Origin of the sequence: Amycolatopsis sp. CB00013 (assembly GCF_001905755.1) — a bacterium.
Lineage (GTDB): Bacteria > Actinomycetota > Actinomycetes > Mycobacteriales > Pseudonocardiaceae > Amycolatopsis > Amycolatopsis japonica.
In genome coordinates, this window is the sequence record NZ_LIWC01000005.1 from 366,243 (window position 1) to 390,333 (window position 24,091).

General features: G+C 69.0%; 22 protein-coding genes. 4 read left to right on the forward strand and 18 right to left on the reverse strand.

All coding sequences use genetic code 11. The annotated features are described in order from the left end of the window. The first annotated feature begins 61 nt into the window (after positions 1 to 61). Positions 62 to 946, forward strand: coding sequence for an ADP-ribosylglycohydrolase family protein (locus AMK34_RS31930; protein WP_073848010.1), 885 nt, complete (start codon positions 62 to 64; stop codon positions 944 to 946). Here the strand turns inward: AMK34_RS31930 and AMK34_RS31935 are convergent. Next, the gene (locus tag AMK34_RS31935) at positions 943 to 1,590 is read right to left on the reverse strand and encodes a response regulator transcription factor (protein ID WP_038518191.1); all 648 of its coding nucleotides are present in this window, start codon (positions 1,588 to 1,590) and stop codon (positions 943 to 945) included. The two genes, AMK34_RS31930 and AMK34_RS31935, sit on opposite strands and share 4 nt — an antisense overlap. A gap of 88 nt (positions 1,591 to 1,678) precedes the next feature. On the opposite strand from AMK34_RS31935, the gene AMK34_RS31940 reads away from it, so the two are divergent. Further along, positions 1,679 to 2,566: an oxidoreductase gene (locus tag AMK34_RS31940; RefSeq protein WP_073847827.1), complete on the forward strand. Its 888-nt coding sequence runs from the start codon at positions 1,679 to 1,681 to the stop codon at positions 2,564 to 2,566. 285 nt (positions 2,567 to 2,851) lie between these two features. Here the strand turns inward: AMK34_RS31940 and AMK34_RS31945 are convergent, their stop codons facing one another. Then, positions 2,852 to 3,415, reverse strand: coding sequence for a hypothetical protein (locus AMK34_RS31945; RefSeq protein ID WP_073847828.1), 564 nt, complete (start codon positions 3,413 to 3,415; stop codon positions 2,852 to 2,854). A 29-nt stretch (positions 3,416 to 3,444) separates the two neighbouring features. Here AMK34_RS31945 and AMK34_RS31950 point away from each other — a divergent pair, with 29 nt between their 5' ends. Then, positions 3,445 to 3,846: a winged helix-turn-helix transcriptional regulator gene (locus AMK34_RS31950; RefSeq protein WP_241832908.1), complete on the forward strand. Its 402-nt coding sequence runs from the start codon at positions 3,445 to 3,447 to the stop codon at positions 3,844 to 3,846. Positions 3,847 to 3,920: 74 nt separating this feature from the next. Here AMK34_RS31950 and AMK34_RS31955 read toward each other — a convergent pair whose 3' ends face one another. The 15 genes from AMK34_RS31955 to AMK34_RS32025 form a co-directional block, all read right to left on the reverse strand. Continuing rightward, the gene (locus AMK34_RS31955) at positions 3,921 to 4,997 is read right to left on the reverse strand and encodes a 3-deoxy-7-phosphoheptulonate synthase (RefSeq protein WP_038518200.1); all 1,077 of its coding nucleotides are present in this window, start codon (positions 4,995 to 4,997) and stop codon (positions 3,921 to 3,923) included. A gap of 170 nt (positions 4,998 to 5,167) precedes the next feature. Continuing rightward, positions 5,168 to 5,959 carry an enoyl-CoA-hydratase DpgD gene (gene dpgD / locus AMK34_RS31960; protein ID WP_073847829.1) on the reverse strand — a complete coding sequence of 264 codons (792 nt, stop codon included), beginning with the start codon at positions 5,957 to 5,959 and terminating at the stop codon, positions 5,168 to 5,170. Further along, on the reverse strand, positions 5,956 to 7,170 hold the full coding sequence (dpgC, locus tag AMK34_RS31965; RefSeq protein WP_083650062.1) for a (3,5-dihydroxyphenyl)acetyl-CoA 1,2-dioxygenase DpgC: 1,215 nt from the start codon (positions 7,168 to 7,170) through the stop codon (positions 5,956 to 5,958). Before dpgC ends, dpgD begins: the two co-directional genes overlap by 4 nt. Beyond that, positions 7,167 to 7,829, reverse strand: coding sequence for an enoyl-CoA-hydratase DpgB (gene dpgB / locus AMK34_RS31970; protein ID WP_073847830.1), 663 nt, complete (start codon positions 7,827 to 7,829; stop codon positions 7,167 to 7,169). The genes dpgC and dpgB overlap by 4 nt, the downstream gene beginning before the upstream one ends. Then, on the reverse strand, positions 7,823 to 8,923 hold the full coding sequence (gene dpgA, locus AMK34_RS31975) for a 3,5-dihydroxyphenylacetyl-CoA synthase DpgA (protein WP_038518209.1): 1,101 nt from the start codon (positions 8,921 to 8,923) through the stop codon (positions 7,823 to 7,825). The genes dpgB and dpgA overlap by 7 nt, the downstream gene beginning before the upstream one ends. 198 nt (positions 8,924 to 9,121) lie before the next feature. Further along, a complete protein-coding gene (locus AMK34_RS31980) occupies positions 9,122 to 10,786 on the reverse strand; it encodes an ArnT family glycosyltransferase (protein WP_241832909.1) in 1,665 nt (554 codons plus the stop codon). Positions 10,787 to 11,009: 223 nt separating this feature from the next. Next, entirely contained in the window at positions 11,010 to 11,627 is a 618-nt protein-coding gene (locus tag AMK34_RS31985) for a dTDP-4-dehydrorhamnose 3,5-epimerase family protein (protein ID WP_038518213.1), read from the reverse strand. A 19-nt stretch (positions 11,628 to 11,646) separates the two neighbouring features. After that, positions 11,647 to 12,756: a DegT/DnrJ/EryC1/StrS family aminotransferase gene (locus tag AMK34_RS31990; RefSeq protein ID WP_073847831.1), complete on the reverse strand. Its 1,110-nt coding sequence runs from the start codon at positions 12,754 to 12,756 to the stop codon at positions 11,647 to 11,649. After that, positions 12,753 to 13,730 carry an NAD-dependent epimerase/dehydratase family protein gene (locus AMK34_RS31995; protein WP_073847832.1) on the reverse strand — a complete coding sequence of 326 codons (978 nt, stop codon included), beginning with the start codon at positions 13,728 to 13,730 and terminating at the stop codon, positions 12,753 to 12,755. The genes AMK34_RS31990 and AMK34_RS31995 overlap by 4 nt, the downstream gene beginning before the upstream one ends. A 1-nt stretch (position 13,731) precedes the next feature. Next, positions 13,732 to 15,141: an NDP-hexose 2,3-dehydratase family protein gene (locus AMK34_RS32000; protein WP_038518222.1), complete on the reverse strand. Its 1,410-nt coding sequence runs from the start codon at positions 15,139 to 15,141 to the stop codon at positions 13,732 to 13,734. A 5-nt stretch (positions 15,142 to 15,146) separates the two neighbouring features. Next, the gene (locus AMK34_RS32005; RefSeq protein WP_073847833.1) at positions 15,147 to 16,217 is read right to left on the reverse strand and encodes an alpha-hydroxy acid oxidase; all 1,071 of its coding nucleotides are present in this window, start codon (positions 16,215 to 16,217) and stop codon (positions 15,147 to 15,149) included. Next, complete coding sequence (gene hppD, locus AMK34_RS32010) at positions 16,214 to 17,266, reverse strand: 4-hydroxyphenylpyruvate dioxygenase (RefSeq protein WP_073847834.1); 1,053 nt, start codon at positions 17,264 to 17,266, stop codon at positions 16,214 to 16,216. Before hppD ends, AMK34_RS32005 begins: the two co-directional genes overlap by 4 nt. A gap of 110 nt (positions 17,267 to 17,376) precedes the next feature. Continuing rightward, complete coding sequence (locus tag AMK34_RS32015; protein WP_073847835.1) at positions 17,377 to 18,567, reverse strand: cytochrome P450; 1,191 nt, start codon at positions 18,565 to 18,567, stop codon at positions 17,377 to 17,379. A 14-nt stretch (positions 18,568 to 18,581) separates the two neighbouring features. Next, on the reverse strand, positions 18,582 to 20,315 hold the full coding sequence (locus AMK34_RS32020) for an amino acid adenylation domain-containing protein (protein WP_073847836.1): 1,734 nt from the start codon (positions 20,313 to 20,315) through the stop codon (positions 18,582 to 18,584). Next, positions 20,312 to 21,142 carry an alpha/beta fold hydrolase gene (locus tag AMK34_RS32025; RefSeq protein WP_038518236.1) on the reverse strand — a complete coding sequence of 277 codons (831 nt, stop codon included), beginning with the start codon at positions 21,140 to 21,142 and terminating at the stop codon, positions 20,312 to 20,314. Before AMK34_RS32025 ends, AMK34_RS32020 begins: the two co-directional genes overlap by 4 nt. A gap of 166 nt (positions 21,143 to 21,308) precedes the next feature. Here AMK34_RS32025 and AMK34_RS32030 point away from each other — a divergent pair, with 166 nt between their 5' ends. Then, positions 21,309 to 22,595, forward strand: a complete 1,287-nt coding sequence (locus tag AMK34_RS32030; protein WP_073847837.1) for an aminotransferase-like domain-containing protein — start codon at positions 21,309 to 21,311, stop codon at positions 22,593 to 22,595. Positions 22,596 to 22,994: 399 nt separating this feature from the next. On the opposite strand, the gene AMK34_RS32035 is transcribed toward AMK34_RS32030, so the two are convergent. Further along, positions 22,995 to 24,035 (reverse strand): methyltransferase, encoded by a 1,041-nt coding sequence (locus tag AMK34_RS32035; protein ID WP_073847838.1) that lies wholly within the window; start codon positions 24,033 to 24,035, stop codon positions 22,995 to 22,997. Between the last annotated feature and the right edge of the window lie 56 nt (positions 24,036 to 24,091).

Consider the following 24,091-nt stretch of genomic DNA (forward strand, 5'->3'; position numbering starts at 1 on the left):
CCGGCACCGGCCGGGAGGAGCCGAAGCTCACCCGGTCGGGGGTTTGCCAGAATGGGCCACGATGACCATCGATCGGCGCACTCGCGCCTTGACCTCCCTGTACGGCTTGACCCTCGGCGACGCGCTGGGTTCCCAGTTCTTCGTCCCCGCCAATCGCGACCACTGGGCACGGCGGCAGCCGCCGCCCGGCCCGTGGCAATGGACCGACGACGCCGAGATGGCGTGTTCCGTTTTCGCCGTCCTCGACCGGGCCGGCCACATCGACCAAGACCTGCTCGCCGCGAGCTTCGCGACGCACCACGACTTCGACCGCGGCTACGGCCCGTCCATGAACCGCTTGCTGCGTCTCGTCCGCCAGGGCGGCTCGTGGCGTGAACTCGTCGCGGATCTGTTCGACGGGCAGGGCTCCTGGGGCAACGGCGCGGCGATGCGCGTCGCGCCGCTCGGCGCCTGGTTCGGCGGCGAGCCCGACGAGGCAGCGCGCCAGGCCGCGCTTTCGGCCGAGGTGACCCACACCCATCCGGACGGGGTGGCGGGCGCGATCGCGGTCGCGGTCGCCGCCTCGCTGGCCGCCACCCCGGACCCGCCGTCACCGAAGGATTTCCTCGACCAGGTGCTGCGGCGGGTGCCGCCGGGCCGCGTGCACGACGGTGTCCGAGCCGCCATCCGCCTGGCCGACGAGCCCTCCGCCGCGACCGCCGCCCACGAACTGGGCAACGGCAGCCACACCGGTGCCCACGACACGGTGCCCTTCACCCTGTGGGTGGCGGCCCGCCACCTCGACGACTACGAGAAGGCCTTCTGGACCACGGCGGCCGCCGGTGGCGACGTGGACACCACCTGCGCCATCGTCGGCGGCATCGTCGCGACCCGTGTCGGTGCCGACGGCCTGCCGCCGTCCTGGCGGGACACCTGCGAACCGCTGCCGGATTGGGCGGGCGTCTAGACCAAGCCGAGTTCGCGCGCCCGGACTCCGGCCTGGAAGCGGGACTCGGCGCCGAGGGCGGCCATCAGTTCGGCCACCCGGCGCCGGTAGGTCCGCACGCCGAGGCCGAGGGTCCGGGCGGCGGCTTCGTCCTTGACGCCGCTGCCAAGCAGGTCCAGCACCGCGGGGGCGAGCCGCCGGATCTCGGACACCTGCGCGTCGAAGACGGCGAGTTCGGTCGCCGATCGCCAGGCCGCCTCGAACAGCGACATCACGCCCTGCACGGTTTCGGGCTGGGTGATGACGCTGTAGCCGCGCTGCCCGGCGCTGAGGTCACCGGCGAGGATGACGAGCCTGCCGTCCAGGACGATCGTCTCGTTGAGGTCCTCGGTGGAGATCCGGACCTGGGCTCCGTGCCGGTCGCGGACCCTCGCGAGCTCCTGCGCGGCGCCCTCGTCGAGCAGCAGCCCGGCGCGGTAGATCTTGCGGATCCGGACCTGGCCCGCCCGGCGCTCGGCGAGCTCGCCGGCTCCGTGGGCGGCGACCCAGGTCGCGAGGTCGTTGGCGGCGCACGCCAGGTCGGTCACGGTCGAGAACAGGTGCCCGACGCGGCGGAACAGCTCCTCCTCGCCGCGCACGACCGTGACCGCATCACTCGTCCGCATGACACCGATACTGCCCCAGCCGCGCGACCACGTGGCAGCTTGTTGCCATTTTCTGACTACGGGCAGGGGCGTCACGACGCTGAGGGACATGACGAACCTTCACGACACCTGGCGGCTCGGCGACCTCACCGTCGACCGCCTCGGGCTCGGCGCGATGCGGCTGACCGGGATGCCCTGGGACGAGCGACCCAAGAGCCGCGAGGACGCGATCACCGTCCTGCGCCGCGCGATCGAACTCGGCGTCAACCACATCGACACGGCTTCGTTCTACTTCACGCCCACGCGTTCGGCGAACGAGCTGATCGCGACCGCGCTCCAGCCGTATCCCGAAGACCTCGTGATCACCACGAAGGTCGGCGCGGGCCGCGACCGTGACGGCGAGTTCTCCTTCGCCCGGCCGGATCGGCTGCGCGGCCAGGTCGAGGAGAACATCCGGCAACTCGGCCTCGACCACCTCGACGTCGTCAATCTGCGCTGGGGCGCCGCGATGGGCAAGGAACCCGGCTCGGTGGCCGACCATTTCGGCGCGCTGGCGGAGCTGCGCGAGGCGGGCCTGATCCGCCATCTGGGTGTCTCCAACGTCGTGGCGGACCAGCTGACCGAGGCTTTGTCGATCGCTCCGGTGGTCTGCGTGCAGAACCGCTACGGCCTGGCCGACCGCGAGGACGACGCCCTGCTCGACCTGTGCGGCGAGCTCGGCGTCGCGTTCGTGCCGTTCTTCGCCGTCACGACCTCGATTCCCGGCGCCGCTTCGCCCGGCGCTGTTCGTGGCGAGGCCGAGGTCGCGAAGGTCGCCGCGGCGCACGACGCGACTTCGGCGCAGATCCGGCTCGCCTGGACGCTGCACCGCGGCGCGCACGTCCTCGCCATCCCCGGGACCGGCGATCCCGGGCATCTGGCGGAGAACGTCGCGGCGGGCGGCCTGCGGTTGAGCGAGGAGGAGCTCGCTTTGCTGGACGGTGTGGGTCGGGGGTGAGCTGTCCGGCCTCGCGTGGGTCGTGAGTGGCGTCTCGGGTTAGAGCCACCGTGCCCTATGTACCTACCCGATCAGAAGTCCGTGAAGGCCTCCTTGAGGGACTCTGGGTCCCTCAAGGAGGCCTTCACGGACTGGGCACACAGGGCGCGGCGTGCGTGGAGGCGTGATTCGCGTGATCAGGCACGTGACTCGCGTGATTGGAGGCCGCACTCGGGTGTTCCGCCGCGGATCACGCGAGTTCCGGCTTCGATCACGTGAGTGCGGCCCCGCCGCACCGAAGGCTCACTATCGGACCCGGCGGTCCACGGCGACCCAGTTCGTTTCCCAGGTCGTCCCGCCGTCGGCCGAGAACGCCTGCTCGAATCGCGCCTCGTCCGCGCCTTGCCGGAAGACGAGGAAACGCACCTTGATCGGACGGCCGCCGAGCTGGTCGTCGCCGTGGAACTCGCCGACGCCGTCATGGAACCCGCCGTAGACCGATGGGGTGAGCAGACCGTCACGCATGTTGACGAAGGTCAGGCTCCACCGCTGCGCCTGCGGTTCGTACAGCCGCAGGTTGAGCGCGTCGATACGCCCGTCCGGGCCCGAAACCTCGAATTCGAGGGCGTTCGCCCGCCGGTCCATGAGCGGGCGGACGGTGCTGGTGCCCGCGAACTGGAGCCACTGGTCAGCGGACTCCGAAAGCGGCTCGGCGAGCACCCGCACCGTGGAGCGCCAGGTGCCGATCTCCCAGTCGAACGCGCGCTGGGGATCGGTGCCCGAGGTCGACGCGTCGCCCGACGCCGCCGTCGCGACCAGCATCAGGGCCGAAAGGCCCACTGTCAGGATTCGTTTGTATGGCACGGTCATGGTCCGAACTATCCGAGCGGAGGACGACCATGGACAAGAAGGCACTTCTGGGTAACCTTCCCCGTCCCAACCCGCTGCCGGGCTGTCCGATGGCCGCGGCGTTCGCCGCGATCGGCGGGAAATGGAAACTGACGCTGCTGTACTGGCTCGCCCACGGTGAGTCCCATTTCGCCGGCCTCCGCCGCCGGGGCGCCCCCATCACGCCCAAGGTGCTGGCCGAGCAACTCCGCGAACTCGAAGCCGACGGACTCGTCGAACGCGTGGTCACCGGGCCGGTCCCGGCGCGTGTCATCTACCGGCTCACTCCTTACGGCGCCACGGTTCTGCCGGTGGTCGAGGGAGTCCGGGTCTGGGGCGAGGCGCATCTCGAACGCACCCGTGGCGACGCCGCGCCGAACGTCGCGATGGGCTGCGCCGACGCGATCGGATAGCGATCTCGCGTGATTGAACGGCGATCACGCGTGATTAGGGGGCGATCTCGCGTGATTGGAGGGCGATCACGGGGTCATCGCACTCCGGAGCGGCGGGCGGCGGTGGCCGTGGCGAGGGTCTGCAGGACCTCTTGGGTGGCGGCGAGGTCGATGCAGGCGTCCGTGATGGACTGGCCGTAGGTGAGCGGCCGGTCGGGGTGGAGGTCCTGGCGGCCGGCCTGGAGGTTCGATTCGAGCATGACGCCGACGATGCCGCGCTGACCGTTCTTGATCTGTTCGGCGATCTGGCCCGCGACGACGGGCTGCCGGAGGTGGTCCTTGCGGCTGTTGTCGTGGCTGGCGTCGATCACGACCCGGCGGGGCAGTCCCGCGTTCTGCAGCGTGGTGAGCGCCGCGCGGACGGACGCCGGGTTGTGGTTCGGCGCGCTGTTGCCGCCGCGCAGCACGAGGTGACAGTCCGGGTTGCCGACGGTGTGCAGGATCGCGGGCAGGCCGCTGGGGTCGACACCGGGGACGACGTGCCGGGCTTCGGCGGCACGGATCGCGTCGACCGCGACACCGACATCGCCGTCGCGGCGGTTCTTGAACCCGACCGGCATGGACAGGCCGCTCGCCAGCATGCGGTGGTTCTGGCTTTCCACGGTGCGCGCGCCGATCGCGCCCCACGAGACGGTGTCGGCCAGGTACGCCGGGATCGTGGTGTCCAGCCATTCGCAAGCGGCGGGCAGACCCCCCTCGGCGAGTTCGAGGAGCAGGTCCCTGGCGACGCGCAGCCCGCGGTTGACGTCGCCGGTGCCGTCGAGGTGCGGATCGTTGATGAGCCCCTTCCAGCCGCCGACCGTACGGGGCTTTTCGAAGTACACGCGCATGACGACCAGGAGTTCGTCGACGAACCGGCCGGCGAGGGCGGCCAGCCGGTCAGCGTATTCGAGTGCCGCGGCGGGATCGTGGATGGAACAGGGCCCGGCGATCACGAGCAGCCTGTCGTCCGTGCCGTCGAGGACGCGGAGGACGTTTTCCCTGCCGTGGCGCACCGTGTCGGCCGCGGTCGCGCTGAGCGGCAGTTCGTGGTGCAGCAGAGCGGGTGTGACCAGCGGGACCATCCGGTCGATGCGCTGGTTGTCGAGTTCGACCGTGGCGATGGTTGTCATCACAGATATCCAGGGTTTCTGCCGGCACCGGGCGCGGGAAAGCCGGGGTTTCCCGGCCCGGACGGCGGTCTCGGGTGAATTAGAAGCAGGCCCGGCATTTACTCGAGCGAGAATTCTCTTACCCCGAATGTTCCATCATCCGCCACGCGGAACAATGGTCCAACCCGAATTCAGCGACCGGTCCAGATCGGATCCCGTTTCTCGGCGAAGGCACGGGCACCCTCGCTCGCGTCCGCACTCGTCCGTCGCCGTTCTTCCCACGGATACGAGGTTTTGAACGCCTCTTCGAGCGGGAGGTCGAGCGATCGCAGCGCGGCCTCCTTGATCGCCCGTACCGAAAGCGGAGCGGCGCGCACCAGGTCGTCCGTCCATTCGGCGACGCACCGATCCAATTCCGGGAACGGGACGACCTCGTTGACCAGCCCGTGCCGCAACGCCGTCGCCGCGTCCATTCTGCGGCCGGTCAGCAGATATCCCATCGCCACCTTCTGCGGAAGCTGGCGCGGCAACCGGAACACACCGCCCGCCCCGGCGATCAGACCGAGACGGACCTCCGGCAAGCCGAAGACCGCTTCTTCGGAAGCGACGACGATGTCGCACGCGAGCACCAGTTCGAAACCGCCGCCCAGCGCGTAGCCGTGCACGCGCGCGACCACCGGTTTGGACAGCGTGAACCGGTCGGTCAGCCGGGGATGCCCCGGCTGACCGCTGCTGCCGAACGTCGACGCTTCGACGCCTTCGTCGGTCAGCCGCGCCCGTTCCTTGAGGTCCTGCCCGACGGAGAACGCCCGATCCCCCGCCCCGGCCAGGACCACGGCCCGGACGTCGTCGTCGGCTTCGACGTCGTCCCAGATCCCGGCGAGTTCCGCGTGCATCCGCCGGTCCATCGCGTTCAGCGCCTCGGGCCGGTCCATCGTCACGTAGGCGACGTGATCCTTCTTCTCGTACCGGACGCCGTTCATCGCGAGCCCACCGCGAAACCGTCCACCTTGCCGATCACATCCGCGCCGTAGATGCGCAAAGCCTGCTGCAACGCGAATTCGGCGATATACCGGCGGAATTCCTCCGGTGGTTCCTCGGAAAGGTTCACCATGCGCCGGTTGGCGGCGACGGCCTCCCCGTCGAGCCGGGCGAGCGCGCCGTCGATGGCCGCGTCCATCTCCTCCGGCGGCACGACCTCGTCGACGATCGAGCGGGCGTCCGGCTCGTCCGCCCGGAGCTTGCGGCCGCCGAGGATCACCTGCCGGGCCACCCGCGGCCCGGCGATCCGGGAAAGCCGGAAGTTGGACACGCCGGGGATGATCCCCTCCTTGGCCGCGGGCAGGCTGAGATACGCGTCGGACGCCGCCAGCACGTGGTCGAAGACCAGCAGCAGCTGGGTCCCGCCCCCGATGGCGAAGGAATCGACGGCCGCCATCCAGGGTTTGCCGGTGAACCGGGAATGCCAGGAATCGTCCGTCAGCAGACCGCGGAAGATCTTCTGGATGTACCCCGTTTCCCGCCGCAGCAGGAAATCCACCAGCGGGATGTCGCCGGAGCTGAGCTTCTTGAGGTTGATCCCCGCGCAGAACACCCGGCGCCCCAGATAGCGGGGATGGCTCATCACCCCGCCCCGCAGCAGTCCCACCCGGACGGACGGGTCGAGCAGCACCAGGTCGACCGCGGTCTCCATGTCGTCGACCTGCTGGGCGTCCTCGGCGTTCAGGCAGTCGTCCCGGCACAGGGTCAGGTGCGCGACGCCGTCCCGGCGCTCCAGCCGGACGGCCTCCATCTGCACGAGCCCGGTTTCGAGGAACTCCGGGAGCAGCCGCCGCGCCCTGGCGGTGGGCCGGAGCATGGCGTCGAGCAGATGCGGGCCCGCCTTCGGCGCGCGCAGGATCCCGCGCAGGAAGATGCCCTGATCGATCTCGCGCCCTTCCTTCTCCGCCTGCGGCCGCGCACGCTCGGCCGCCATCTGCGCCTCCGACGGCACCAGACCGGGAAAGGCGAGCGCGGCGGCGCGGACGAGTTCGTCGATCCGCAGGTACCGCGTCCGGCCGTCGGTGAGTTCGGCGTAGAGCTCCTCGGCGTGCGCCTCGACGAAGGCCGCGCGCAGCGTCCGGACCTCGTCGTCGACGCGGTGGGCCTCCCCCGCCAGGGCCCGGAGGTCGAGCCCTGGCGAAAGAGCCGTCACGACTTGGCTTCCCGCCGCAGGGCCCGGTCCGCCGCGGCCAGGTGGGAACCGAGCGCCTCTTCGAAGGTGGTCGAGCCCGCTTCGAAGATCAGCTGCCGCCGGATCGCCGTCTCGGCGCCGTCCACGACGACGTCCAGCTCCGCCAGCGTCTTCGCCGGATCGCCGGAGACCTCGTCGATCAGGTCGAGGGCGAGCGCGCGCTCCGTCCCGATCGAGGCCCCGAGCAGCACGGCCCGGCGGATGCCCGCCGCTCCGGCCTGTTTGGTGAGCCGGTAGACGGTCATACCCGGCCAGGTGCCACCGCCCGCCGACGCGAGCCGCAGCGTGGTGCCCGGTTCGGCGATCCGGATGTCGGCGGCGAGGAGGAGGTCCAAGGCCATCCCGGCGCATTCGCCCGACGCCACAGCGGCCGTGAGCCTGCCGAGGCGTTCGAACCGGCGCACGACCCGTTCCCATTTGGACACGAGCCCGACCGCCAGCCCCTTCGCCCAGTCGGCGGGCGGGGCCCCCGTGACGTGGATGGTCACCGGTCCCGGTTCACGCTGGTCCTCGGCTCGATCGCAGAACGCGCCGATCTCCTCGACGGCCGCGGCCGACAGCGGACGGGATCCGTCGAAGCGCAGCACCAGTTCGCCCTTGATTTCGTTACGCGTCACCATTGAATAAGCGCCATTTCGATTGTGGAGCCAGGCCCCATGGTCATGAGCACGCCGTAGTCCCCCGGGCGGGCGACGTCTTCGTCGGCGAGCCGCTCGTAGGAGAAGAGGAAGGAGCCGCTGGAGAGGTTCCCGTAGTCGCGGAGCACACCGGTGGTGTGGCGCACGTCGTGCCGGCTCAGGCCGAGGTTGACGACGACGGCGTCGATCACCTTCTTCCCGCCCGAATGCACCAGCCAGTGGCCGATGTCGCTGCGGCGCAGGCCCGTCCCGGACAAGAGCCGGTCGATGACGATTTCGGCGTGCGCGCCGACCACGTAGGGGATCTGCGGGTCGAGGAAGAAACTGAACCGGTCCTGGTCACGGTCCCAGTCGTAGCGCATCGCGTCGACCGCGTCGGTGATGATGTAGCTGGCGAATTTGAGGACGCGCGGACCCGGCACGCGCCCGTCACCGGAAACGAGCGCGAGCGCCGCGGATCCGTCGCCGAAAAGACTGTTGACCACCGCGGTCCGCATCGTGCCGTCCAGCGCGTAGGCGGCGGAACACGCCTCGCTGCACAGGACGACGCCGAGTTCGCCGGGATGCGCCGCGGACCAGCCCGCGACCACGTTGAGCGCGTTGAGACCGGCGTTGCAGCCCATGCCCACGATGTCCGAGCGGCTGCAATGCGGGTCGATGCCCATTTCCCGGATGATGAGCGCGCTCAAGCCGGGCGTCAGGAACCCGGTCGAGGTGACACAGCACAGATGACGCAGATCCGAAAGCGTCGCGCCCGCCGACTTCAGGCAGGCTTCCAAGGCGCGGCAACCCATGTCGACGGCGATCCTCTTGTGCTTGTCGAGGAGGTCGCCCTGCGGTTCGGTCGCGCGGGCGCCGCCGGGACCCTCCGGCGGCAGGGTGAGGAAGCGCCGGTCGATGGCGCTGTTCAGGAAGACCGAACGGATCTTCGGATCCTCGATGTCGAGGATTTCGAGAAGTTCGGTCTGTGAGTACGACGACTCGGACACCGCGGTGCCCACGCCGGCGAATCGGGTGATCTCGGTGAGTCCGGTGAGGACGGAAAGGTCCTCGGCCGGTTCGATGATGGCCGTCATCGGTACATCCACCCCCATGTTCTGAGCTTGCTACGAAGCAGCTGCTTGAACTGCGCAGCGGGCATTGGTCTCACCTTTCGCGGATCTCAGTGGACATTTCCGAAATTAGGCTTCGTCGAACTCGATGGTCAACGCGTCCAAGCCCCGTACGGCAAGGGAAATCAGGCGGCCGACCGTCTCAAGTGGACTGAACGTGCGTTACGGGCGGCGGTAGATCGTCATGGAATGGCCCACTCGCTCGATCGGCGTACTGCCGGCGATCAGCGAGCCGAGGTCGCCGCCGTGGCCGTTTCCGGGCGCCCCTCCCCCGCCCATGGGATCGGCGAACGCGCCGAGGACCGCGGAATCCGACACGGCGAGCACCCCGTGCACTTGATCCTCGGGCACCGTGAGCGGATCGGCGGCATCGATGCCGTAGTAGGACGGCAGACCGCTCCCCTGGTAGACGAGCCAGGTCCGCTCGCCCGCGTAGTCCTGTTTCAGGCGATCCGCCAGGCGGCCCAGATCCTGCCCCCAGTCGACGTTCGAGTCCAGCAGGTACTTGTGCGTGTTCTCCGGGCCGCCGAACGCCTCGTTGGAGTACGGGAGGTAGTACGGGAACGTCATCAGCGAACTGACCGCGGCGAAGGCCACCACGGCGATCGCCGCCACCTTCACCCACCGCCGTCGCACGACGAGCACCGCGGCCGCGGCGACGGCCAGGAACATCGGCGCGAAGGCCAGGTACCGCACGCCGTTGTCACGGACGATCACCATGGCCGTGGCCATGAGCAGGGCCGTCGGGACGAGCACGTACGGCGCCGCCGGGCGGAGGCGCCGGACCGACAGCAGCACGGCGGCGCCCGCCAGCCAGATCGCCAGCGCCCCCAACGGTGTCTTCACCAGCAGCGCGGCGGGCCCGTAGTACCAGAGCGAACCCGTGTAGTGCCTGCCGAACAGGAAGTTGTGCCACACATGGTCTTCGAGTTCGAACTGGAAGCGCATACCGTCGCGCAGCGGCTGCGGGAACGGCAGCCACTCGACGAGCGTGCGCATCCCGTGCAGGGGCTGCATACCCGACGGCGTCTCCCAGTGCAGGCCCGGATCCACGACGAGATACGACGCCCACACCACGGCGATCGCGATCAGCGCCATCCCGGCTCCCGCCAGCACACCGCGTCCGATCAGCAGGGCCGGGCTCTTCAGGTCGAGCCCACGGGCGCGGCGGGCGTGCCAGACGGACAGCACGGCCAGCGGGACCAGGACCGGAACCACCACGAGGGAAAGCACCTTCGTGGCCGTGGCCGCGCCGAGGGCCAGCCCGGCGAGCGGGAGGTAGAGCCCAGGGCGGCGCCGGGCGCGCCACACCAGCCAGACCGACGTCAGCAGGAACCCGGCCACCGGCACGTCGAGCGTGGCCAGCGAGCCGTGCGCGATGACGTCGGGCGAGAACGTGAACAGGGTGAGCGCCAGCACCCCGCCCGCGCGACCGGCCAGATCGGCGGCGAACGCGAAGACGACCAGCCCGAACAACAACGTCAGCAGGATCACCGGGAGCCGGGCGAACAGCATCAGCCGGTCCGGGTCGTTGCCGGCCTCATAGACCACGTGCTTGCCGAGTTCCCACTCGTGGCCGCTGAAGCCGGGGGCGATCTTCGGGTCGGTGAAGGCCACCCCGGCCGCGATGATCAGCTTGCCCAGCGGCGGATGCTCGGGGTTGTACCGCAGGCTGTGCTCTTCGAGGTAGACCACCGCGGTGCCGACGTAGACCGGCTCGTCGATGGTCGGGGACTGTTCCACGGCGGTCGTGATCATCGCGATCGCCATCTGCGTGAGCAGGGCGATCACCACGCCCGCGTACAACCACCGCTGGTGTCTGCGCACCCAGCGGAGAAACGCGTTGTCGTTCGAAGGGTCCACTGACGGCTGAAGGCCATCGGTCGTCAAGTTCGGCGTCCTTCCCCCGGCGGGCCGGTGCGTCCGGCTCGCCCTGGATATCGATTACTCGGCTATGCGCCCGCACCGACGAGGGCCATCACGGTCGGCGCCGCCGGTGGGCGACGCCGGGTCGGGTCCGTGATGGCCCTCGTCGGCCGGGTGAAGAAACTCAGGCGGAGAGCGAAACTCCGGTCAGCTGCCGCTCCAGTTCCACACTGGTGGCGTAGTCGGGAAGCAGCCCCTGCCGCTCCGCCTCGGCGAGCGTGATGGCGACCTGGTCGCGGTCGGACAGGATCGGCTCCACCTCGGTGCCGATCGGCAGGCTCAGCGCGGGGTCCAGGGCCGAAAGCGCGAGTTCGTTCTGCGCCACGTAGCCCGCGGAAAGCATGTACGACATGACGGTGTCGTCCTCGAGCGCCACGAAGGCGTGGCCGACGCCGACCGGGAAATACATCGTCCGGAAATCCTGCTGGTCCATCAGGACCGCGTCCCATTTCCCGAACGTGGGCGAGCCGACCCGGATGTCCACGACGATGTCCAGCGCCCTGCCGCGGGCGCAGTAGACGTACTTCGCGATGCCCGGCGGCGTCACGGTGTAGTGGATTCCCCGCACCACACCGCGTTTGGACATGCTGTGGTTCGTCTGCGCCACCGGGAAGAGCGGGCTGCCGTGGGCTTCGGCGAAGGCCTCTTCCTGGAACGGCGAGACGAACAGGCCCCGGTCGTCGGGGAAGACGCGCGGGGTGAACTCGATCGCGCCTTCGACGGCGAGTTTGCGTGCTTGCACGGCTTGCTCCTGTGCTCGGTCAGAGGGTGGAAAGGACTTCGCGGACGGCGTGGATGACCTTGTCCTGCAGGTCGGGTGAGAGCGCGGGGTACATCGGCAGCGAGAAGATCTCGCCTGCCAGCTTCTCGGTGACCGGGAGCGAACCCTTCTCGTAACCGAGGTGGGCGAATCCGGTCATGGTGTGCACCGGCCACGGGTAGCTGATGTTGAGGTGGATGTCGTAGGCCTTGAGGCGTTCGAGGATCTCGTCACGACGCGGGTGCCGCACCACGTACACGTAGTACACGTGCTCGTTGCCAGGGACGGTCTTCGGCAGCTTCAATTCGGTGTCGCCGAGGGCGTCGACATAGCGCTGGGCGACGGCGCGGCGGCCGGCGGTGTAGGCGTCGAGGCGCTTGAGCTTGCGCCGCAGGATCTCGGCCTGGACCTCGTCCAACCGGCTGTTGTGGGCAGGCGTCTCGACCGTGTAGTAGCGCTCTTCCATGCCGTAGTACCGCAACCGGCGCAGCTTCGCGGCCACCTTCTCGTCCGACGTGATCGCCGCGCCGCCGTCGCCATACGCGCCGAGCACCTTGGTGGGATAGAAGGAGAACGCGGCCGCGTCGCCGGTCGTGCCCGCGATCGTGCCGTTCTGCCGGGCGCCGTGCGCCTGGGCACAATCCTCCAAAAGGGACAGTCCGTGTTTCGCGGCGAGTTCCTTGAGCGGGGCCATGTCCACGCACTGGCCGTACAGGTGGACGGGCAGCAGGCATTTGGTGCGCTCGGTGATGGCGGCCTCGACCTGGCCGGTGTCCATCAGGAAGTCGTCCTCGCGGACGTCGACGAAGACGGGAGTGGCGCCGGTGCCGTCGATCGCGACCACGGTCGGGGCGGCGGTGTTCGACACCGTGATCACCTCGTCGCCCGGCCCGACACCCAGCGCCTGCAGGGCGAGCTTGATCGCGTTCGTGCCGTTGTCGAGCCCGACGCAGTGCCCGATGCCGTGGTACGCGGCGAATTCCGTCTCGAAGCCGCGCAGGCTCGCGCCGAGCACGAGCTGCCCCGAGTTGAAGACCGTCTCGACCGCGTCGAGCAGGTCTTCACGTTCGGTCTCGTATTCGGCGAGGTAGTCCCATACGCGCGTGGTCATGTGCGAGCCTTTCCGTGAACAGGGGTGGTCAGCGCGGCGACGGTGCGGCGCACTCCTTCGGGCAGTGAGATCTCCGGACGCCAGCCGGTGATCGCCCGGAACGGCGTGGAATCGATGGTGACGCTGCGCAGATCCGTCGCCGGCGCGTGCGACGGGGGTTCCACACAGGTCACGTCCACCGGGGCGCGGCCGGTGTGGTCGGCCATTTCCTTGGCCACGAGCCGGAAGACGTCGGCCAGCTGGTCTCCCCGGCCGGCACCGAGCAGCCAGTGGCCGCCGACCAACGCGTCCGGGGCAGCCAGCGCCGCGGTGAACGCCGCCGCGATGTCCTCGACGTGGACGAGGTCGCGGCGCACGGTGCCGTCGCCCCAGATGGTGAGGTCCTGGCCGTCGAGCGCCCGCCGCGCCATCGCGGACACGACACCGCGGTCGAGTTTCGCGCCCTCGGCCGGGTTCTCGCCGAACACCGTGGGCAGCCGCAGGCTAATCCCGCGCACGAGGCCGTCGGCCGTGGCCTTCTTGAGGACCTGTTCCGCCGCCAGTTTCTGCTTGTCGTACGGGGTTCCCGGCTCGTCGGGCTCGCTGCCGTCGATCGGTTCCCGGGGCGGCACACCGACCTGCGACGCGGCCCCGCCGTAGATCACCAGAGGAGGTTTCCCGCTGACAGCGCCGATTACGTCGACGAGATCGCGCATCACGCCCAGATTCACGCGCTCGGCTTCCTCGGTCTCGGCCACCCGCCAGCCGCCGTCCGCCAGCAGCAGGTACACGATCGCGTCCGAGCCCGCGACCGCTTCGGCCAAAGCGGCGCGGTCGGTGAGATCGGCGGCGACGACGGTCGTTTCGGCCGGGCCGGGCGGCGGCGTGATAGGCCTGCGCGCCACCGCTCGCAACCGGATCGGTTGCCGCGCCAGCGCGCGGGTGACGGCCGAGCCGACGAAGCCCGACGCCCCGAGGACGGTGATCAGCTTCATTTCATGCCTTTCCTTGCGGCTGCGCCGTCGCGGCGTTGATACAGGCGAGCAGGGTGCGGGCTTCGACGTTGACGTAGTGCCCGTGCCGGGTGAGCGCGGTGAGCTGGGCGGGCGTGACCCAGGCGTAGCCGGGCGGGACCACGGTCGTGTCGTCCGCGTCGATCGCGAGATAGCGGGCCCTGACGTTGAGGAAACGGCCGCCCTCCTCGGAATGTACCGCCTCGTACCGGATCCGCGAGCGCGGCGCGTCGAGGACGAGGTCGAGGAAGGGCGGGCGGCTCTCCGGCGGCAGGTGCGCGTAGTTGTGGGGCGTGCACTGGACGGTCGGGGCCAGCTCGACGGTGTCCAGGAAACCGCCGTCGGCGCGGGCGTGCACCAGGACGTGCGGCACGCCGTCGATCTCGCGCACGAGGAACGCGACGACCCCGGTGCCGACGGATTCCAGCAGCGGCTGGGTCCAGCTGATCTTCTCGCGGTTGCTGCCCTTGACCGCGACCGCGAGGACCTTGAAGTACCGGCCGTCCTCGTGCTCGATCGCTTCGACGCCCTGTTTCCAGCCGTCGACGTCCGTGAGCGGGATGCGCCGCGCGCGGACGTCGTGGCGCGAACGCTCGTTGGTGAACCACGACAGGAGCTGGATGTCGGAGAGCAGCGCGCCGGAAGCCCTGTCGTGGTACGGAAGACACGACAGCACGCTCCTGGCGTTCATGTTGATCGTCTCGTCCTCGTGCATCAGCTCCGCGATCTGGCCGAGGGTGAGCCAGCAGAAGTCGTCCCACATCGGCACGTCGTCGACGGTCTCGACGATCATGTTGCGATTGGACTTGCGGAAGAACCACGAGCCCTGCTCGGCCTGCAGGACGTCGACGATGATCCCCTCCGGATCGGGCGGGGCGAAGTACTCGATCAGTTTGACGTTCGTGCCGCCGTGCGCCTTGGTGTAGTTGCTGCGGGTGGCCTGCACGGTCGGTGAGAGCTGCACGAGGTTCGGGTTCCCCGGCTCCATCTTGGCCTGCATGAGGAAATGCAGGACACCGTCGAACTCCTTGGCCAGGATGCCGAGAATGCCCACCTCGGGCTGTTTGATGACCGGCTGCCGCCATTCGCGGTACGGCCCGTCGCCGTGGGGGCCGTCGGCCTCGACCACGTGCAAGCCCTCGATGGCGAAGAACCGTCCGCTGCTGTGCACTAGATTCCCCGTCACGTCCTCGAACCACCACTGGTCGAGATCGGCGAAGGAGATGCGTTCGACGTGGAAGACGTTGGCCTCACGGCGTTCGGCGATCCAGGCGCGGACGTCCTCGGTCCGCATGTGCACGCCGTCGGTCGTCGCGGCCGACCGGGCGATGCGGTCGGCGTGGTCGCGATCGGCACGAGGACGCACCGTCGCGGGCGCGAGAAGGGGCAGCATGGACCTCACCTTTCGTACCGAGTGCTCAACCGGCGGGCCGCGCTCACCGAGTCGCAGCCCGCCAGGCCCAGTGCGTTCCGGAGTTCGACGGCGAGCAGGTCGAGCACCTGACGGGCGCCCGCCTGGCCGTCCGCGGCCAGCCCCCACATGAAGGGCCGCCCGATCAGTACCCCCGACGCGCCGAGGGCGAGCGCCTTGAGCACGTCCCCGCCGGTCCGGATCCCGCCGTCCAGCAACACTTCGCAGCCGCCGGAGACGGCGTCCGCGATCTCCTCCAGCATCGCGATCCCCGGTACGGCGCCGTCCAACTGACGGCCTCCGTGGTTGGACACCACGATCCCGGTGGCTCCCGCGTCGACGGCGCGCACCGCGTCCTCGACCGCGAGGATCCCCTTGAGCACCACCGGAAGGTTCGTATGCGCACGGACCGCCTCGACGGATTCCCAAGTGGCCGGGGCGAACTCCCGCGCGGTGTGGTCGGCGACGGCGGAAAGCCCTTCGGCACGGCGATGCGCGGCCGCACCGGCGTCGAAGTTGGCCGCGGTCACCGATTCCGGCAACGCGAACCCGTTCCGCATGTCCCGCAGCCTTCGTCCCATCCACGGCACGTCGACGGTGAACACGATCGCCTCGCAGCCTGCGTCCTCCGCCCGGCGCACGAGCTCCAGTGACCGCTTTTCGTCGCGCAGCCAGTACAGCTGGAACCACGGCCGTCCGCCGACCGCCGCGATCTCCTCCAACGGGACACTGCTCAGGGTGCAGATGGTGTACGGCACCCCGGCGTCACGCGCCGCCCGTGCCGCCGCGAGTTCGCCTTCGGGATGGAACAACCGCTGGTACGCGACCGGCGCGACCGCCACAGGGAGCGAAGCGCGCCGGCCGAGAACCTCGGCCTCGGTGGTGCCGCCGGTCAGCTCGCGCAGCATCCGGGGGATCACGAAGATCCGGTCCAGCGCGATGCGATTGGCCGCCAGTGACGCCTCGGCGCCGCTGCCCCCGGCGAGGAAGTCCCAGATCTCGCCGGGCAGCGCCGCCCGTGCGGCACGTTCGAGGTCGTCCAGGCAGAGGTGGGTCATCGCCGGGCGGGGCCGAGCTTGCTCTGCCCGGTGCGCTCCAGCTCCACGGCTTCGTACAGGGCCTTGATGTTGGAGCTGCCGAACGTTCCGGCGCCCTGCCGCTCGATGATCTCGAAGAAGATCGTCTTACGCGGATGCGTGGAGGCGGTGAAGATCTGGAACAGCTGGCCGCCGTGGTCCTCGTCGGCGAGCAGCTTCGTCTCGCGCAGATCGTCCAGCGAGTGCGTCTCCAGCTCGATCCGCTCGCCGAGCAGGTCGTAGTAGGCGTCCGGGGTCTTCAGGAATTCCACGCCACGCGCGGAAAGCTCCTTGACCGCGCGGACCGCGTCCGGGCTGGTGAAGGCGATGTGCTGGACGCCGGACCCGTGGTGCTCCTTGATGAAGTCGTCGATCTGGCCGGGGTCGGCGGTCTTGTCCGGCTCGATCAGGGTGAGGGTGACCGCGCCCGACGTGCTCTGCACGACGGTCGAGTTCATCGCCTGCGCACCGACCACGATGTGCTCTTCGAAGATCTGCTTGAAACCGAGCGCGCGCTCGTAGAACGCCACCGTGTGGCCGAGATCGCCGGCGTTCAGGCACACCGCGAAGTGGTCGATCACGCCCAGTTCCACGCCGCCCTTGCCGCGCGGGGCCTCCTCGGCGACGTCGCTCTGGATCAGGGTGTGCACGACATCGCCGAAACCGCTGACGGTGGCCGTGAGGACCGAGTCCACGCCCTTCTCCGGCTCGCGGAGGGGTTTCGCGCCCGCCTTCACCGCGGCTTCGAAGGCCGCGGCCACGTCGGAGGTGCGCAGCGCGATGTCGGCCACCCCTTCACCATGGGTCTGCAGGTAGGTCGCCCCGGGGTGCCGGTCCGACAGCGGCTCGGTCAGCACCAGCGCGATCGCGCTGTGCCGCAGCGTCACGCTCCGGTGGTCGGCCGACCGGTCGGTGGCCGTGACGGAGAAGTCGTACTTGTCCAGCCAGCCGGACGCGGCCACCTCGAGGTTGGCCACATACATTTCCACATAGTCGATCTCGAAATTCTGCGTGCTTTCGTGAGAAGACAAGACATTCCTCCGTGGAATAGATGTAATCCTCAATCACAGGATGGCGCGAAGCCATTTCCGCATCAATGGTGTCCGCTTGACACTTCGGTCCACATCGGACGGACGTCGGGTCAGCGGCCCGTGAACCGCACCGGGAGCTCCCGGTATCCCTGCACGACGACCGCCCGCAGCCAGGACGGGTCCTTCACCAGCTCCACCCGCGACACCCGCCCGGCCACCTCCCGCAGCACCACCGCCAGCTCGATCCGCGCGAGCGCGGACCCGAGACAGTGGTGCATGCCGTGCCCGAAAGCGATGTGCCGGTTGGGTTTCCGCCCCGCCCGGAACGTGTCCGGCTCGTCGAACACGGCGGGATCCCGGTTCGCGGCGGGAAGCCACGCGACCACCGGCGTGCCGGCTTCGAGGTCGCGGCCGTTGATCGTGACGTCGCCGGTCGTCACCCGCAACACGTGCATCGCGGGCGAAGTCCAGCGCAGCACTTCGTCCACGACGGTGTCGACGTCGGCGTCCCCGTCCCGCACCTGGGCCAGAAGTCCCGGCGCGGTGGCGAAAGCGTGCACCGCGCCGGTGATCGCGTGCCGCGTGGTCTCGTTGCCGCCGATCAACACGTTGTCGCAGTTGAGCAGGACGTCGTCGATCGAAAGCTCGTCGTCGGAAAGCAGGGTGCTGACGAGATCCTCGCCGGGGCTCGCCCGGCGAGCGGTGATCAGCTCGTCGAAGTAGACGAGGATTTCGGTGTGCGCCTGACGCGGGGTCATCCCGTCGAACAGTTCGTCCTCGCCGCCGAACGCGTGGTTCGTCAGGTCGATGAGCATGTCCTGGTCTTCGGCGGGCACACCGAGGATTTCGCAGACGACGGCGGCGGGGATCCGCGGGCCGATCGCCGCGGCCACGTCGCACACCTCGGCGTCGAGCACCCGATCGAGGACGCCGGTCACCTCGGTCCGCACCCGTTCCGACAGTTTCCGCGCCGCCGCCCGCGAAAGCAGCGGCCCCACCAGTTTGCGCAGTTTCCGGTGCTGGTCCTGTTCGGAGACCACCATCATCTGACCGCCCGAGTTGTCGGGGTGATCGCGGTCGAAGCCGATCATCATCCCGTACTCGGAGGTGAACGGGGCCGACGGCGCGAGCACCGCCGCGCACGCCTGATGCGAGAACACGGACCAGAAACCGCTGGGCGAGCTGCCCGGGCCGCTCCACACCATCGCGTCTTCCGCCGCGTACTCGCGCCACCGGTCGTGCCGGGCCAAGGTCGTGTACAGGTCGGGATCGCCGAGGTCGACGGCTGTCGTCGTCTGCATGAATGGTCTCCAGGTCAGGTGTGTGCGCCGTCGAGCACCTTGGCGAGCCGAGCCACTGTCGGGGCGTCGAAGAACGCCTGCACCCTCAGCCGGATCTTCAAGCGTTCGCGGACCCGGCTCACGAGGCGAGTCGCGAGCAGCGAATGGCCGCCGATCTCGAAGAAGCTGTCCTCCACCCCGACGGTGCTGACGCCGAGCACTTCGGCGAACAGCTCGGCGAGGATGATCTCCGTGGGGGTGAGCGGCGCCCGCCCGGCCGCGCGTCCGGCGTGCTCCTCTTCGGGAGTGGGCAGGGCGACCCGGTCGATCTTGCCGTTGGGTGAGACCGGCAGGCTCGGCAGACCGACGACCACGTCGGGCACCAGATATCCGGGCAGCTGTTCACGAAGCGGCGTCAGGAGTTTTTCGGTGGGCACGCGTTCGCCGCCGACACCGACCACATAGGCGACGAGCCTGTTCTCGTGCTCGGTCACCACCGCCTGGGCCACGCCGTCCACCGCCAGCAGGGCGGCTTCGACCTCGCCCGGTTCGATCCGGTGGCCGCGCACCTTCAACTGGTCGTCGACCCGGCCGACGAAGACGTACTGACCGTCCGGACGCGTCCGGACCCGGTCTCCGGTGCGGTACATACGCCCGCCCGGGCCACCGAAGGGATCCGGCAGGAACCGTTCCGCGGTCGCGGCCGCTCTCCGGAGGTAGCCGCGGGCGAGACCGGGCCCCACCGCGTACAGCTCGCCGACGTCGCCGTCCTCCACGGGGCGCAGCCGGTCGTCCAGGACATAGGTACGGACACCGGTGATCGGCCTGCCGATCGGCGGCGTCTCCTCCCCGGTCAAGGGCTCGCTCGCGGTGACCGCCACCGTGGTCTCGGTCGGACCGTAGGCGTTGATCATCACGCGGTCCACGGCCCAGCGTTTCGCGACCGGGGCCGGGCACGCCTCGCCGGCGACCAGGAGCGTCAGCCCGGCGGGCAGGCCGCCCGCCTCCTCCAGCGGCGCCAGCGCCGACGGCGGCAACGTGACATGGGTGATCCGCTGGTCGCGCACCAGCCGGGAGAGGGGCTCACCGGGCACCAGATCCGGCGCGGAAGCGAGGACGAGACAACCGCCCGCCTGCCAGATCGGCCAGAATTCGGCGACCGCGGCGTCGAAGCTGGGCGAGGCGAAGGCCAGCAACCTGCTGTCGGGCCCCAGTTCCTGACGGCGCACGTAGTCGTCGGCCAGGTTCGGGATCCCGCGATGCGTGACCAGCACGCCTTTCGGCCGCCCTGTCGAGCCCGAGGTGTAGATGACGTACGCGGGATGGCCGGGACGCAACGGACCGATCCGGTCCTCGTCGCTAAGGTTCGGCTCTTCCCGGCCAGGCTCCCGCGCCACGCTCAGGATGACGGGGGCACCGGTCACGTCCTGCCCCGGCAGGCACAAGAGGCAGTGCGCCGCCGCGTCGTCCAGCATCTGCCGCTTGCGTTCCTCCGGATAGTCCGGATCGACCGGCACGTACGCCGCGCCCGCCTTGTGCACGGCCAGAATCGCGATGACGAACTCGATCGACCTCGGCATCGCCAGCGCGACGAGCCGCTCCGGGCCGACGCCGTGCGCGACAAGCCGCCGGGCGAGCCGGTTGGCCTCGCCGTTCAGCTCGGCGTAGGTGAGGGTGGTGCTGTCCATCGCCACCGCCGGCCGATCCGGCAGCACGGCTGCGGTCGCCTCGAACAGGGCGGGGGTCGTGGCCGCCGAAAGGACGGTCATACGGTCTCTCCCAGTGTCTCGGACGATTCGGTGCGGAGGAACCGGATCAGCTCGCGGTTCACCGCTTCCGGGTTCTCCAGGTAGCCGAAATGCCCGCACTCGGGAATCGTGCGGTAGGTCGCGCCGGGGATCGCGGAAGCCAGCTCCAGACCGGCCGCCGGTGGCGCCACGAGGTCGTGCTCGAACGAGACGACGTGACAGGGCACCTTGATCTCCTGGTAGAAAGCGAGGCGATCCGGCAACGCGCTCAGCAGCAGCTGCGACCGGACACCCGGGCCCCAGGATCCCGCCGCCGCGAACAGATCGAGCCAGTCTCCGGTGAGATCGTCGTCGGCGAGCGTCGCGGGCCCCAGGTTGTGCATGGCGCGGACCGCGGCGAGGAAACCCGGCGGCAGCTCGATGCCCTGCTCGATCAGCTTCGCCTCACCCTCGGCGAGCTCGCGCTGGACGAGACTGCTCTTGCCGCAGGCGGCCATCAGCACGACCGATTCCAGCAGTTCCGGATGGGCGAGCGCGACCTCTTGCGCGATATAGGAACCCATCGACGTGCCGACGATCCGGCACGGCACCGCGTCCAGATAGTCGATCAGGGCGGCCACATCCGCGACGAGGTCATCGATGGTGAATCCGTCCGCGCCGTCGTCGCTCGGCGGGATCCCGCGATTGTCCATCGTGATCACCCGGAAACCGGCGGCGCGGAGCGCGGGCACCTGATGCAGGTCCCACACCGAACTCGGCGCACCGGTGCCGGTCAGCAGAAGGACCGGCGGACCGTCGCCACAATCGTTGTAGGACAACCGGATCCCGTTCTCGGTTGTCATCAGCATGATGCTCCTTGAGGGAAAAGGGCTGCTGCGCCAAGACGTGGCGCGGATCCGACCGTACCTTCGAAAGATCCGGTGTCAAAGAGCATCGGCAATGGACAATTCCCGGAAAAGGGGCGTCCACCGTCTCTTCTTGACACTCCGACGGACTGTGGAAATCCTAGTATTCATGGATTCAAACGGTCTGTCCACTCACTTGAACGTGGAAACGCTGCACGGATCGCTCACCGATCCGGCCATCTCGTCGATGAACCTGCTGAACGAACTGATCGACGAATACCCTGTGGCCATTTCCATGGCGGCAGGCCGGCCGTATGAAGAGTTCTTCGACATACGACTCATTCACACCTACCTCGACGCCTATTGCGACCATCTCCGGCGCGACCGGAAAATGGACGAGGCCGTGGTGACGCGCACGCTCTTCCAATACGGCACCACCAAGGGCGTCATCGCCGATCTCATCGCCAAGAACCTCGCCGAAGACGAGAACATCGACGCCGCCCCGGAATCCGTCGTCATCACGGTGGGCGCGCAGGAGGCGATGTTCCTGGTCCTGCGCACGCTGCGGGCGGGCGAGCGCGACGTGCTGCTCGCCCCCGCCCCCACCTACGTCGGCCTGACCGGGGCGGCGCTGCTCACCGACACTCCCGTGTGGCCGGTGCGGTCGAACGAGAACGGCATCGATCCGGACGACCTTGTCCTCCAGCTGAAGCGCGCCGACGAGCAGGGCAAGCGGGTGCGCGCCTGCTACGTGACCCCCAACTTCGCCAATCCCACCGGCACCAGCATGGACCTGCCTTCGCGCCACCGGCTCCTCGACGTCGCCGAATCGAACGGCATCCTGCTCCTGGAGGACAACGCGTACGGCCTGTTCGGCTCCGAGCGGCTGCCCTCGCTGAAATCCCTCGACCGGTCGGGATCCGTGGTCTACCTCGGTTCCTTCGCCAAGACCGGGATGCCCGGCGCCCGGGTCGGTTTCGCGGTGGCCGACCAGCGGATGGCCGACGGCGGCCTGTTCGCCGACCAGCTTTCGAAGCTCAAGGGCATGCTCACGGTGAACACCTCCCCCATCGCCCAAGCCGTGATCGCCGGGAAGCTCCTGCTCAACGACTTCAGCCTCACCAAGGCCAACGCGCGGGAAATCGCCATCTACCAACGGAACCTGCGGCTGACGCTCGACGCGCTGGCGCGCGGGCTCGGCTCGTGCGAGGGCGTCAGCTGGAACACGCCGACGGGTGGTTTCTTCGTCACCGTCACGGTTCCGTTCGTCGTCGACGACGAACTGCTCGAAACCGCCGCCCGCGAACACGGCGTGCTGTTCACCCCGATGCACCACTTCTACGGCGGCAAGGGCGGATTCCACCAGCTCCGGCTTTCGATCAGCCTGCTCACGCCGGAACTGATCGAAGAGGGCGTCGCGCGGCTCGCGGCGTTGATCAAGCCGCGGCTTGCCTGAGCGTTTCCTGCGAAAAGCCCCCATCCGTTGGTGAGGATGGGGGCTTTTTCGTGCGTCGGGTGCTGGTGGGTGCTGCGGCTGGGGTGAAGGGGCCCATCGCCACGTCTGATGCGGCGATGGGCCCCTTCAGCCCATTCCGGCCGGTCTGGGTTGCGTCGGGTCCCGAGATCCGTGATGCGAAAGCCACTTTCGCAACGTTGAAGGTTGCGAAAGTGGCTTTCGCAACCTTCCCGCACCCGCGACCGGCCCCTCGGGAAGTACATGAAGGCCCCCTTCACTGCGTCTAGCGCAAGGAAGGGGGCCTTCATGTACCTCTGGCGAAACGAGGCATGTCGCGAAAGCCACTTTCGCGACGTCTGACGTCCCGAAAGTGGCTTTCGCGACACCAACCGCCGTCGGTCAGGGCTTCGTACCGGTCACCAGCGCGTGCTCGAACGGCAACTCGACCGAGCGCACGTCGACGCATCCGACCGACTTGAGCCACGCCGCGGCCTCGGCCACCGGCCAGGCCATCCCCCGCCCGGTGGCGAGAATGTTGAGGTACAACGAAAGCCGTGCCGAAAGCGGGCCGCCGGTCTCGTCGTCCGCGGCCGCGAAACCGTAGATCGAGATCTTCCCGCCGGACGGCAGCACCTCGTACGCCTTCGCCAGCAACATCACGCACTGCTCGGCCGTGAAGGTGTCGAGGACGTGGCTGAACAAGGCGTGGTCGGTGCCGCCGGGGAACGGGTCCGTCAGCAGGTCGGCCGGGTGCAGGGTGAGCCGGTCGGTGACCTCGGCGGGCACCCGCTGTTCGGCGAGCGCCACGCTGCTGGCCAGGTCGAGAAGGGTGGCCTTGAGGCCGGGGTTGGCCTTCAGCAGGGCCGCCGCCGTGGTGCCGTCACCGCCGCCGACGTCGAGCAGATGCCGCGACGAGTTCACGTCGATGTGCTCCAGCAGTCCCGGCATCGTCTGCAGCGAGAACGCCGACATCGCCGTGTAGAAGATCCGCGCCTTCTCCGGGTCGTTGCCGAGCCGCGCGTACAGCGTGTCGCCCGGGCCCTCGAGGGCGTCGAGGGCCTCGTTGGTGCCAGCGCGCAGCGCGGAGGTCATCCGCGCGAACGCCGGGTAGTAGATGGTCTTCCAGCTGAGCAGGATGTGCTGCCAGCTCTCCGGCCCGGTCGTGGCGAGCAGTTCGGTCGCGACCGGGTGGTTCACATAGTCGACGCCCCGCTTCTCGATCAGGCCCGAGGTGGTCAGCGCGAGCATCAGCACGCGGACCTTGTGCGGCTCCAGGCCGGTGAACTCACCGAGCGCCGCGGCGTCGGCACCGCCGCGTTCTTCCAGGAAGTCGAAGATGTCCAGCTCGATGCCGGACACCACCGCGTTGAACAGCGCGGGGCCGTTGGCGATCAGCTGGAAACGACGGTGGACCTCGGTGGAGTCGAGCGATTCCTGCATCGGCAGATTTCCTTTCCGGCCGGCGGAGACTTCCGCAGACGTTGAGAACGACACCG

What these genes read in the sequence shown, in the direction of transcription:
- AMK34_RS31930 (WP_073848010.1), top strand. Translation starts at nt 62, where the DNA reads ATGACCATCGATCGGCGCACTCGCGCCTTGACCTCCCTGTACGGCTTG.
- AMK34_RS31935 (WP_038518191.1), bottom strand. Translation starts at nt 1,590, where the DNA reads ATGCGGACGAGTGATGCGGTCACGGTCGTGCGCGGCGAGGAGGAGCTG.
- AMK34_RS31940 (WP_073847827.1), top strand. Translation starts at nt 1,679, where the DNA reads ATGACGAACCTTCACGACACCTGGCGGCTCGGCGACCTCACCGTCGAC.
- AMK34_RS31945 (WP_073847828.1), bottom strand. Translation starts at nt 3,415, where the DNA reads ATGACCGTGCCATACAAACGAATCCTGACAGTGGGCCTTTCGGCCCTG.
- AMK34_RS31950 (WP_241832908.1), top strand. Translation starts at nt 3,445, where the DNA reads ATGGACAAGAAGGCACTTCTGGGTAACCTTCCCCGTCCCAACCCGCTG.
- AMK34_RS31955 (WP_038518200.1), bottom strand. Translation starts at nt 4,997, where the DNA reads ATGACAACCATCGCCACGGTCGAACTCGACAACCAGCGCATCGACCGG.
- dpgD (WP_073847829.1), bottom strand. Translation starts at nt 5,959, where the DNA reads ATGAACGGCGTCCGGTACGAGAAGAAGGATCACGTCGCCTACGTGACG.
- dpgB (WP_073847830.1), bottom strand. Translation starts at nt 7,829, where the DNA reads ATGGTGACGCGTAACGAAATCAAGGGCGAACTGGTGCTGCGCTTCGAC.
- dpgA (WP_038518209.1), bottom strand. Translation starts at nt 8,923, where the DNA reads ATGACGGCCATCATCGAACCGGCCGAGGACCTTTCCGTCCTCACCGGA.
- AMK34_RS31990 (WP_073847831.1), bottom strand. Translation starts at nt 12,756, where the DNA reads ATGACCACGCGCGTATGGGACTACCTCGCCGAATACGAGACCGAACGT.
- AMK34_RS31995 (WP_073847832.1), bottom strand. Translation starts at nt 13,730, where the DNA reads ATGAAGCTGATCACCGTCCTCGGGGCGTCGGGCTTCGTCGGCTCGGCC.
- AMK34_RS32000 (WP_038518222.1), bottom strand. Translation starts at nt 15,141, where the DNA reads ATGCTGCCCCTTCTCGCGCCCGCGACGGTGCGTCCTCGTGCCGATCGC.
- AMK34_RS32005 (WP_073847833.1), bottom strand. Translation starts at nt 16,217, where the DNA reads ATGACCCACCTCTGCCTGGACGACCTCGAACGTGCCGCACGGGCGGCG.
- AMK34_RS32015 (WP_073847835.1), bottom strand. Translation starts at nt 18,567, where the DNA reads ATGCAGACGACGACAGCCGTCGACCTCGGCGATCCCGACCTGTACACG.
- AMK34_RS32020 (WP_073847836.1), bottom strand. Translation starts at nt 20,315, where the DNA reads ATGACCGTCCTTTCGGCGGCCACGACCCCCGCCCTGTTCGAGGCGACC.
- AMK34_RS32025 (WP_038518236.1), bottom strand. Translation starts at nt 21,142, where the DNA reads ATGCTGATGACAACCGAGAACGGGATCCGGTTGTCCTACAACGATTGT.
- AMK34_RS32030 (WP_073847837.1), top strand. Translation starts at nt 21,309, where the DNA reads ATGGATTCAAACGGTCTGTCCACTCACTTGAACGTGGAAACGCTGCAC.
- AMK34_RS32035 (WP_073847838.1), bottom strand. Translation starts at nt 24,035, where the DNA reads ATGCAGGAATCGCTCGACTCCACCGAGGTCCACCGTCGTTTCCAGCTG.